General features: G+C 74.0%; 9 protein-coding genes. 2 read left to right on the top strand and 7 right to left on the bottom strand.

Annotated features, from left to right (window positions below; all coding sequences use genetic code 11):
- Window positions 1-143 precede the first annotated feature (143 nt).
- Window positions 144-1,676 (top strand): AarF/UbiB family protein, encoded by a 1,533-nt coding sequence (locus ACFCX4_RS30410; RefSeq protein ID WP_376149385.1) that lies wholly within the window; start codon window positions 144-146, stop codon window positions 1,674-1,676.
- Between the two features lie 217 nt (window positions 1,677-1,893).
- On the opposite strand, the gene ACFCX4_RS30405 is transcribed toward ACFCX4_RS30410, so the two are convergent.
- The 4 genes from ACFCX4_RS30405 to ACFCX4_RS30390 form a co-directional block, all read right to left on the bottom strand.
- Entirely contained in the window at window positions 1,894-2,292 is a 399-nt protein-coding gene (locus ACFCX4_RS30405) for a hypothetical protein (RefSeq protein ID WP_376149382.1), read from the bottom strand.
- Entirely contained in the window at window positions 2,289-2,654 is a 366-nt protein-coding gene (locus ACFCX4_RS30400; protein ID WP_376149379.1) for a WhiB family transcriptional regulator, read from the bottom strand. The genes ACFCX4_RS30405 and ACFCX4_RS30400 overlap by 4 nt, the downstream gene beginning before the upstream one ends.
- A 168-nt stretch (window positions 2,655-2,822) precedes the next feature.
- Window positions 2,823-3,299, bottom strand: coding sequence for a hypothetical protein (locus ACFCX4_RS30395; protein WP_376149376.1), 477 nt, complete (start codon window positions 3,297-3,299; stop codon window positions 2,823-2,825).
- A 280-nt stretch (window positions 3,300-3,579) separates the two neighbouring features.
- Window positions 3,580-5,841: an ATP-dependent DNA helicase UvrD2 gene (locus tag ACFCX4_RS30390; protein WP_376149373.1), complete on the bottom strand. Its 2,262-nt coding sequence runs from the start codon at window positions 5,839-5,841 to the stop codon at window positions 3,580-3,582.
- A gap of 265 nt (window positions 5,842-6,106) precedes the next feature.
- Here ACFCX4_RS30390 and ACFCX4_RS30385 point away from each other — a divergent pair, with 265 nt between their 5' ends.
- Window positions 6,107-6,364: a mycoredoxin gene (locus tag ACFCX4_RS30385; protein WP_376149370.1), complete on the top strand. Its 258-nt coding sequence runs from the start codon at window positions 6,107-6,109 to the stop codon at window positions 6,362-6,364.
- A 41-nt stretch (window positions 6,365-6,405) separates the two neighbouring features.
- Here the strand turns inward: ACFCX4_RS30385 and ACFCX4_RS30380 are convergent, their stop codons facing one another.
- The 3 genes from ACFCX4_RS30380 to ACFCX4_RS30370 form a co-directional block, all read right to left on the bottom strand.
- Window positions 6,406-7,257, bottom strand: coding sequence for a GntR family transcriptional regulator (locus ACFCX4_RS30380; protein WP_376149367.1), 852 nt, complete (start codon window positions 7,255-7,257; stop codon window positions 6,406-6,408).
- Between the two features lie 232 nt (window positions 7,258-7,489).
- A complete protein-coding gene (nudC, locus tag ACFCX4_RS30375; RefSeq protein ID WP_376149364.1) occupies window positions 7,490-8,440 on the bottom strand; it encodes an NAD(+) diphosphatase in 951 nt (316 codons plus the stop codon).
- A gap of 99 nt (window positions 8,441-8,539) precedes the next feature.
- Window positions 8,540-9,952, bottom strand: a complete 1,413-nt coding sequence (locus ACFCX4_RS30370; protein ID WP_376149361.1) for a dipeptidase — start codon at window positions 9,950-9,952, stop codon at window positions 8,540-8,542.
- Window positions 9,953-10,188: the final 236 nt, after the last annotated feature.

The following is a 10,188-nucleotide window of genomic DNA, read 5'->3' as shown; positions in this document are numbered from 1 at the left end:
GGTGCCGGGCGCGGCGCCCCACCCCCTGCCGTCCCGGCGGAGCGGCATATTCCGACCGGGGGCGGCCCGCCGAGCGGGCACAATGGCGTATGACGGTCGGCTCCCGCTGCGGGGGCCTGGGGCATGTCGACTTGGAGGCCCGGGTGAGCGATCTTCCGCGCAAGGCAATGACCCGCACGGCAAGACTCGCCGCCCTGCCGCTGGGGATAGCCGGCCGGGCCACCCTCGGTCTGGGTAAGCGGATCGGCGGCCGTTCGGCCGAGGTGGTGACCGCCGAGCTGCAGCAGGCCACCGCCGATCAGCTGTTCAAGGTCCTGGGCGAGCTCAAGGGTGGGGCGATGAAGTTCGGGCAGGTGCTGTCCGTCTTCGAGGCCGCGCTGCCCGAGGAGGTGGCCGGCCCCTACCGGGCGGCACTGACCAAGCTGCAGGACGCGGCGCCGCCGATGCCGGCCGCCAAGGTGCACGCGGCGCTGGCGGAGCGGCTGGGAGAGGACTGGCGGGGCCTGTTCCTGGAGTTCGACGACCGGCCGTCGGCGGCCGCGTCCATCGGTCAGGTGCACCGGGCGGTCTGGCACGACGGCCGCACGGTCGCGGTGAAGGTGCAGTACCCGGGAGCCGGGGACGCGCTGCTGGCGGACCTCTCCCAGCTGAGCAAGGTCGCCTGGCTGCTGGGGCCGCTGATCCCGGGCCTGGACATCAAGCCCTTGATCGCCGAGCTGCGGGAGCGGGTGGCTGAGGAGCTGGACTACGGACTGGAGGCCCAGGCCCAGCGGCGGCACGCCGAGGAGTTCGCGGGCGATCCGGAGATCGTGGTGCCGGGGGTGGTGGCGCAGGCGGACCAGGTGCTGGTGTCCGAGTGGATGGACGGCACCCCGCTGGCCGAGGTGATCTCCTCCGGTTCGCAGGAGGAGCGGGACCGCGCGGGCCGGCTGCTGGCGCGCTTCCTGTTCGCCGGCCCGTCGCGCACCGGGCTGTTGCACGCGGATCCGCACCCGGGCAACTTCCGGCTGCTGAAGGACGACGGTCCGGTGGAGGGCTGGCGGCTGGGGGTGCTGGACTTCGGAACGGTGGACCGCCTGCCGGGCGGCCTGCCGGCGCCGATCGGGGCGTCGTTGCGGATGGCGCTGGCCGGGGACGCCGCCGGTGTGCTGACGATGCTGCGCGAGGAGGGCTTCGTGAAGCCCTCGATCGCGCTCGACCCGGACGCGGTGCTGGACTACCTGCTGCCGATCATCGAGCCGGCCGCGGTGGAGTCCTTCCACTTCACCCGGGCATGGATGCGGGCGCAGGCGGCACGGATCGCGGATCCGCGCTCGCCCGCGTACAACCTGGGCAAGCAGCTCAACCTGCCGCCGTCGTACCTGCTGATCCACCGGGTGACGCTGAGCACCATCGGGGTGCTGTGCCAGCTGGGTGCACAGGCGCCGTTCCGGGCGGAGATGCTGGCGTGGCTGCCGGAGTTCGCCGAGGCGGGGTCGCCCGGCACGCGGGCGGCGGCGAGAGCCGCGGCAGCGGCCTCGGCGACCAGGAGCACACCGGCCAAGACCGCATCGGCCAAGACTTCACCGGCCGGGAGCGCACCGGCGAAGGGCACGCCCGCGAAGAAGGCAGCCCCGCGGCGGAGCGCCCCGAAGAAGGCCCCGGCCGAGCGCCGGGACCCGGCCGCGGAGGACTGACCCGTCCGCCCGTCACCCGTCGCGAGGAGCACGACGGGGCCGACGGGGCCGACAGGCACGGCAGACACGGCAGACACGGCAGACACGGCGGGAACGACGCACGGCAGGCACGACGAGCACGCAGGCCGCCCCCGGCATCCGGGCGCGGCCTGCGGCACATAGGGGGCCCGACGGGGCCGGAGATGGGGCCGGGCGGGTGAGCGCCCGGCCCCGGCGGTCACATCAGGGCGACGGCGAGCGCCTTGCGGGCACGCAAAGAGGCCCGCTCGGCCTTCTGCTTGAGCCGGTGGGCACGGGCGAGCCGGCCGACGAGCCGTTGGTGCTCGGCCTCCTGGAGGCGCTCTTGCATATGGGCGCGCGCCAGGGATTCGTGGAGGAGTTGCATTTCGAGGGTCCTGTTCTGGATCTGAAGTTCGGTGGTCTGCTCTGCGCGGACGGTCGGATCGATGGCGGCGGCGGTCATGTGGTGGTCCTGCTCGTGGTGCGTCGTCGGGAAGGGGTGGATGCGGGCCGCGTCGGCCTTGGCGGCGGCGAGGCGTACGGAGCGGCGGAGGGCGTTGTCCGGCAGGGGCTGCTCTCCCCGGCGGACGGTTCCGGCTCCGGACGCGGGGTTCACGCCGCGACCTCGGTCTTGCGCGGGCGGCCGCGGGGCCGCTTGCGGGCCACGACCACGCCCTGGACGAAGAGCTCGCCGCCCCAGACGCCCCAGGGCTCACGGCGCTCCAGCGCGCCGGTGAGACAGGCGTCCTTCACCGGGCAGGTGCCGCAGAGGGACTTCGCGTACTCGACGTCGGCGGGCGTCTCGGCGAAGAAGACCTCGGGGTCGAAGGCGCGGCACGGGATGGGGAGGCCGAGCTCTTCGGCCTGGTCGATCGAGGTGAACTGCATGGGGAGAACCTCCGGGGGGTCGGCCTGGTCGGCCTTGGTCTGGTCTGTCGGCGGTACGGACGGGGTGGGCGGTGTGATGACCGTGGACACTGTGGGCGTCTTCCTCGTCTTCTCAGTGGGTCCGGCTCAGCCGACTGGTGGGGCTGGGCCGGAGGCCCCGGAGGGCCTGGGTGGTCTTGCGTACCGGACAAAACAGAAGGGCCGCGGATCCCGGTGTGACGGGTTCCGCGGCCCTGGAGGCGCCGACCTGAGGCTGGCTCAGGTTCGTTCTCTCCAGGGTTCAGGGCCGCGGAAGGCCCACATCCGGATGGCCTTGGCGCCGGTAAAGGCGGCCTTGGCCTGCGTGATCTGCTGCTCGTTCTGCTTCTGGGCGTTTCCGGCACCGATGACCTGCGCATAGCCGCCATGCATGGCGATGGCTACAGCCGTCTTCGGTGCCTGGGTCGGTCGCTCATCGCGCAGGGAGCGCGAAGCGTCGGCCGACGCCCGGTCGCGGGACAGACCAGTCTCGACACGGGTGCCGTCGAGGCTGCCGCCCTGGATGCCATTGCTGCCGGGGCCAGTGTGTCCGAGGCCACTGACAGCGGGGGCGGGGGAAGCGGTGACGACGGAGACACCGGTGGTGCCGAGACCCAGACCGGTTGCGCACAGCTCGGCGGAGCGCCGCAGGCTCGCGGCACGCAGGGAGGCGGCGACAACGGTCAGGCCAGTCATTTTGGTGATCATGGTTTCCACTGCATTCGCCTCCTCTCGGCGTCTCGCGGGGCCTGGTTTCCCGGGCTCCGAACTGTTCGGATGTCTGTCTCGGTGGAGCTGTTCACGCTGGTGGGGCTTGGGTGGAACTGGTGGGCGCAGGGGAATGTGACGACGGGCGTCACCCCGTACGATCGCGTCCCCTTGACCGCTCCGGCAGGCTATTGCGCTCCCGGCACGACGCGCAAACTATTTTTCCGGTGAGTTTCCCGACGGTCTCCGCGGCGCCGTCCGGCGCCGGCCGTGATCGCCCCGGACCGGCTCAGGCCGGTTCCTCCGGCTGGTCGTCCGTGACGTCCACCGGATCCCCCGTGGGCTCCTCCCCAGCACACAACGAGAGCACGGCCGCCCCGTATTTGTCCAGCTTCATGGCCCCCACCCCGGAGATGCCGGCGAGCTCCTGGCGGTTGGCGGGGACGTCCTCGGCGATGGCCATCAGGGTCGCGTCGGTGAACACCACGTAGGCGGGGGCGCCCTGTTCGCGGGCCTGGGCGGCGCGCCATTCGCGCAGCCGCTCGTAGAGCGCCTCGTCCATCGTGGAGGGGCAGCTCTCGCAGCGGCGGAGCTTGCGCTCGACGGCATCGGTGAGGACCCGCTCGCAGACCCGGCAGGTGACCGGGCCGCGGACCCGGCGCCCGGCGGAGCGCTCGCCGGCCTCGGCGCCCCGGCCGCGGCCGGCGGGGCGGGTGCCGGGGGCGCTGGAGCCCGGACGCAGCCCGTCGAGGAAGCGGCTGGGCTTGCGGGAGGCGCGGCCGCCCGGGGAGCGGGAGAGCGCCCAGGAGAGGGTGAGGTGCTTGCGGGCCCGGGTGACGCCGACGTAGAGGAGGCGGCGCTCCTCCTCGATCTGCTCGTCGGTCTTGGCGTAGATGATCGGCAGGGTGCCCTCGGTGAGGCCGACGAGGAAGACGGCGTCCCATTCGAGGCCCTTGGCGGCGTGCAGGGAGGCGAGGGTGACGCCTTCGACGGCGGGGGCGTGCTGGGCGGCCGCGCGGGCGTCGAGTTCGGCGACGTAGGCGGCGAGGTCGGTGGCGAGCCCGTCGGCGGTGCGGCCGCGTTCGAACTCCTCGGCGAGCCGGACGAGGGCGGCGAGGGACTCCCAGCGGTCGCGGACGGCGCCGGAGCCGGCCGGGGGTTCGGGGGTGAAGCCGCGGGCGGCGAGGACGGCGCGGACCTGGCCGGCGAGGTCGGGGGCGTCGTCGGCGCCGGCGTCGGAGCCGGCCCGGGCGGCGCCGCGCAGCAGGACGCCGGCGTCCCGGACCTCGGGGCGTTCGAAGAACCGCTCGGCGCCCTTGAGCTGGTAGGGGACGCCGAGGTCGGCGAGGGCCTGCTCGTAGACCTCGGACTGGCCGTTGGTGCGGAACAGGACGGCGATCTCGCTGGCGCGCACGCCGGTGGCGAGCAGGTCCTTGATCCGGCGGGCGGTGGTCTCGGCCTCGGTGGGCTCGTCCTCGTACTCGGTGTAGACGGGCTCGGGGCCGGCCTCGCGCTGGGAGACGAGTTCGAGGCGGTGGCGGGCGGCCTGGCCGCGGGCCTGGGCGAGGAGTCCGTTGGCGAGGTGGACGACCTGGGGGGTGGAGCGGTAGTCGCGGACGAGCTTGACGACGGTGGCCTCGGGGTGGCGGGTGCGGAAGCCGAGGAGGTAGTCGGGGGTGGCGCCGGTGAAGGAGTAGATGGTCTGGCTGGCATCGCCGACGACGCAGAGGCTGGTGCCGCCGCCGGGGCCGGTCCACTGGTCGAGCAGGCGCTGCTGGAGCGGGGAGACGTCCTGGTACTCGTCGACGGTGAAGTGCCGGTACTGGGCGCGGACCTGGTCGGCGATGTCGGGGCGGTCCTCCAGGATGGCGGCGGTGAGCAGCAGGACGTCCTCGAAGTCGATGTTCCCGCGGCGGCTCTTGGTCTCCTCGTAGACGCGGTAGACCTGGGCCGTCTCGGCGGGGTCGCGGGGGGCGTCGCGGCCGGACTTGGCGACGACGGCGGGGTAGTCGTCGGGGCCGGTCTGGGTGACCTTGGCCCATTCGATCTCGGCGGTGAGGTCGCGCAGTTCGGTGCGCTGGACGCGCAGGCCGCAGCGGCCGGCGGCCTCGGCGACGAGCTGGACCTTGCGTTCGAGCAGCTGGGGGACGGGGCCGCCGACGGCGCGGGGCCAGAAGTACTGGAGCTGGCGCAGGGCGGCGGCGTGGAAGGTGCGGGCCTGGACGCCGTCGGCGCCGAGCTGGCGCAGGCGGCCGCGCATCTCGCCGGCGGCGCGGGCGGTGAAGGTGACGGCGAGGACCTGCTGGGGCTGGTAGACGCCGCTGCGCACGCCGTAGGCGATGCGGTGGGTGATGGCGCGGGTCTTGCCGGTGCCGGCGCCGGCGAGGACGCAGACGGGGCCGTGCAGGGCGGTGGCGACGGCCCGCTGTTCGGGGTCGAGTCCGGCGAGGACGGCGTCGGGGCCGCCGGCGTCGGCGCTGCCGGTCCGGTGGGCGTCGTGGTGTCCGTCGAACGGGCTGCCGCTCAAGAGGTCTTCCTGCATGCGTTCCATCCTCTCAGTCCGCGCGGACATTCCGGGTGGAGTTGTCCACAGGCGCGGTGTGATCGCCGGATGATCGCGGCGAGGACGGCGGGTTGGTGCGCGCTGGGGCGTGTGACGCCCGCCTCGCGCCGGTGCCGGTGGGCGCGCGCCGGAGCGGTCCGGGGACCGGCCGGGTCGCGGAATGACCGCCGCGCGGTGGACGTTGTCCCCCCGGAACCGTGCGGAGCGCACGGGTTCCCGTTCCGCCCCCTCCCGATCCGAAGGAGTCCCCTCGATGTCCGGCAGCGTGACGATGTACAGCACGACCTGGTGCGGCTACTGCAACCGGCTCAAGAGCCAGCTGCAGCGCGAGGGCATCGGCTACACCGAGATCAACATCGAGGAGGACCCGGCGTCGGCGGCCTTCGTCGAGTCGGTGAACAACGGCAACCAGACCGTCCCGACGGTCCTGGTGTCGCCGGCCGGCGGCGGCGAGCGGGTCGTGATGACCAACCCGAGCCTGCTGCAGGTGAAGAAGGCCCTGGCGGCCTGAGGCCCCTCCCGGGCACGGGGCCGGCGCGCACGCCACCGCGGCTACTGCGCGTCGGCCCGGGCCTGGTCGACGGGTGCGGCGGGGGCGGGCAGCGAGGCCCGGACGGCGAGGTCGCCGACGCCGTAGACGAGCCGGCTGCGGTCGGCGGAGTAGCGGGTCTCGATGACCCGGACGGGCCCGCGCCGGTCGTAGGTGACCCGGGTCTGGACCATCAGCGGCACTCCGGGGCCGCCCTGGAACCACTGGGCCTCCTCGGGTCCGGGCATCCGGGCGACGAGGTGGTCGACGGCGCCGACCTCGGTGCGGCCGAGGGCGGCGAGCACGGCCTCGTCGCCGCCGTCGATCTGGTCGGGCTCCATCAGGGGGGTGCCGGCGGCGAGGCCGGCCCGGTAGTGGCTCTCCTCGATGGAGTAGGGCTCGCGGTCGAGCATGCGCAGCTGGCGGCGGACGACGATGGCCTCGCCGGGGCGCAGGCCGAGCCGTTCGGCGATGTCGACCCGGGCCCGGACGATCATCATCTCGAAGTCGACGGTGAGTTCGCGTCCGCTCTCGGCGGCCTCGTCGCGGTAGACGTCGCCGGGGAGGGCGAGGCAGTCGTGGGGGGTGGCCTGCGGGTCGAGGCAGGGGGCGGGTCCGTAGGCGCGGTGGTCGAGCACGGGGTGCTCGCGCAGGTAGGTGCCCTTGCCCTGGAGCCGGACGAGGCGGCCCTCGTTGACGAGCACGTCGACGGCGAGGCGGACGGTGTTGCGGGCGACGCCGTACTGGCGTTCCAGCTCGCTCTCGACCGGGAGGGCGGCCGCGGTGGTGAACTCGCCCTCGGTGATCCGGCGGCGCAGGTCCGCGGCGAGGCGCTGGTATTTGGGGGATTGGGCGGTGCCCCGGGGGATTGTCACCGAGCGAATGTAGCGAGACGGGTGAGGGGCTTTCAGCCGTTTGCGGCAAAGTCGACCGGGATCGGTGACACGGGCCGGCGACCGCCCCCGGGCCCTACTGGACATGACCGCTCCGATGACGAACATCCTGTGGAGACGGGCTCGGAATGGCAATCGGGGGCGCGCGGAACAGCTCCGCGCGCCCCCGATCCGAAGAACGGACCATTCCGCCGGCCCCGGCGTCGGCCCGGAATTACCAGCGGGCCGCCGCCGGCAGCGGTTCCCCGTACCAGACCTCGACCAGGTGCCGGGCGATCGAGATCCCGGACGGCGGCAGGATCTCCCCCGCGGCCATGCCCGCCCGCAGCTCCTCCCGGGAGAACCAGCGCGCCTCGGCCAGCTCCTCGCCGTCCACGGTGATCGTGGTGCCCTCCGCGTGCGCCCGGCCCAGGAAGCCCAGCATCAGGCTGGACGGGAACGGCCAGGGCTGGCTGGCCACGTAGGAGACGTCGGCGACCCGCACCCCGGCCTCCTCGTGCACCTCGCGCACCACGGCCTGCTCGATCGACTCCCCCGGCTCGACGAAGCCGGCCAGCGTCGACCAGCGGCCCTCCGGCCACAGTGCCTGCCGCCCGAGCAGGCAGCGGTCCTGCTCGTCGGTGATCAGCATGATCACCGCCGGGTCGGTGCGCGGGTAGTGCTCGGCCGCGCACGAGGTGCAGCGGCGCACGTGGCCGGCGCCGGCCTTCTCGGTCGGGTGGCCGCAGCGCGAGCAGAAGCTGTGCAGCCGGTGCCAGTGCTCCAGTGCGACCGCGTGCACCAGCAGGCCGGCGTCCCGGTCGGAGAGCAGCGCGCCGACCTCGCGCAGCCCGGCCGGGCGGGCGTCGCCGTCCAGCCGGCCGGGCAGGCTCTCGCCGGCCAGCGCGAAGTAGGAGACGCCGTCCTCGTCGGTGCCGAGGAAGTAGCGGTCGCCGGTCTGCGGGGCCTCGAAGGAGGGCATCAGGACCAGTTCGGTCCCCTGCCCGCTGTCCACCACGAACGCCTCGCCGCCGGCGATCGGCAGCACCTTGGTGGTCGGGTGGCTCCACGCGGCCGCCAGCCAGGGCTCGTCGAACCGGTGATGGGCCGCCCGGTCCACCCCGGCCCGGGCCAGCGCCAGGCTCAGCGGGCGTTCGGTCTCAGGCACGGTGCTCAACTGTTCCATCCCCACGTGATGAGTCTTCCGGACGGGTCGGGTTCGGGTTCGCCGGCGCTCCCGCGGCCGTGCGCGCGGAGGCCGGCCGCGGCCGCGCTCGCCGCCGGCTCACGCTTCCCCGCCGCCCGGCCGCCAGTTCTCGGCCAGGTCCTCCCACAGGTAGGCGGCCGCCTCGACGCCCTTGGCCAGCAGGTCCAGCTCGACCTTCTCGTCGACCGAGTGCCAGCCGTCCGAGGGCACCGAGATGCCGAGGAACAGCACCGGCGCGCCGAGCACGTCCTGCAGGTCGGCGGCCGGGCCGGAGCCGCCCTCGCGGGTGAAGAGGATCTTCTGCTCGAAGGCGCGGCCCATCGCCCGGACGGTGGACCGCAGCGCCGGGTGGTCGAGCGGGGTCAGGCAGGGGCGGGTGGCGCCCGGGAAGGCCAGCTCGTAGCGGATGCCCTCGGGCACCCGGTCGGCCACCCAGGCACGGACGGCCTCGCGGACCTTCTCCACCTCCTGTCCGGCGACCAGCCGGAAGGAGAGCTTCAGGTGGGCCGAGGCGGGCACGATGGTCTTGCCGCCGGGGCCGGTGTAGCCGCCCCAGATGCCGTTGACCTCGGCGGTCGGACGGGCCCAGATCCGCTCCAGGGTGGAGTAGCCGGCCTCGCCGCGGGTGCCGTACGACTTGGCGACCTTCAGCCAGGCCTCCTCGTCGAAGGGCAGCTCGGCGAAGAGCGCGCGCTCGCGCTCGGTCAGCTCGACCACGCCGTCGTAGAAGCCGGGGACCGCCACCCTGCGGTCGGCGTCGTGCAGGCCGGCCGCCAGCTCGGCGGCGACGGCGGCCGGGTTGGGCACGGCGCCGCCGAAGGAGCCGGAGTGGATGTCGGTGTCCGGCCCGTGGAGGTCGATCTGGGCGTCGGCCAGGCCGCGCATGCCGGTGCAGACGGTCGGCGTGGCCTCGGACCACATGCCGGTGTCCGAGATGATCACCACGTCGGCGGCCAGCCGGCCGGCCTCGCGGCGCACCAGGCCGGCGAAGTGCGGCGAGCCGGACTCCTCCTCGCCCTCCACCAGCAGCTTCAGGTTGACGGCCGGCGCGGTGCGGCCGGTGGCGGCCAGATGGGCGCGGACGCCGAGGGTGTGGAAGAACACCTGGCCCTTGTCGTCGGCCGCGCCGCGGGCGTACAGCCGGCCGTCGGTCACGGTCGGCTCGAACGGGTCGGTCGCCCAGCCGTCCTCCCGGGCGGCGGGCTGCACGTCGTGGTGGCCGTAGACGAGGACGGTCGGCGCGTCCGGGTCCCCGGAGGGCCACTCGGCGAACACCGCCGGCAGGCCGTCCGTCTCCCACACCTCGGCCACCGGGAAGCCGGTGTCGCGCAGCTTGGCGGCCAGCCACTCGGCGGAGCGGCGCACGTCGCCGGCCCGGCCGGGGTCGGCGGACACCGAGGGGATGCGCAGCCAGTCGCCGAGGTCCGCGAGGAAGGCGGCCCGGTGCCGGTCGATGTAGGAGCGGACGGCGCTGTCCGGGGTTTTCGTCATACGGACGACTTTAGTTCGCCCGGGAGGGTCCCGGCGGCCCCGGTCCCGAAGGGTGGGCGTCCCCGGGCCGGTGACGTCCGTCACCCCGCGCGGTCCGGCGCCGGGTGCACGCGCCGGGATGGACTGGCCCGGCGTGGCGCTGCTGGTCGTCTCGGTCGGTGCGCTGCTGATCGCGCTGAACGAGGCGGGCAAGCTGGCCGCCGCCAACTGGGCGATGATCGCCGTGCTGGTCGTCG

It is taken from the genome of Kitasatospora sp. NPDC056327 (genome assembly GCF_042261735.1).
Taxonomy (GTDB): domain Bacteria; phylum Actinomycetota; class Actinomycetes; order Streptomycetales; family Streptomycetaceae; genus Kitasatospora.
This window is presented reverse-complemented; position numbering and strand designations above follow the sequence as displayed.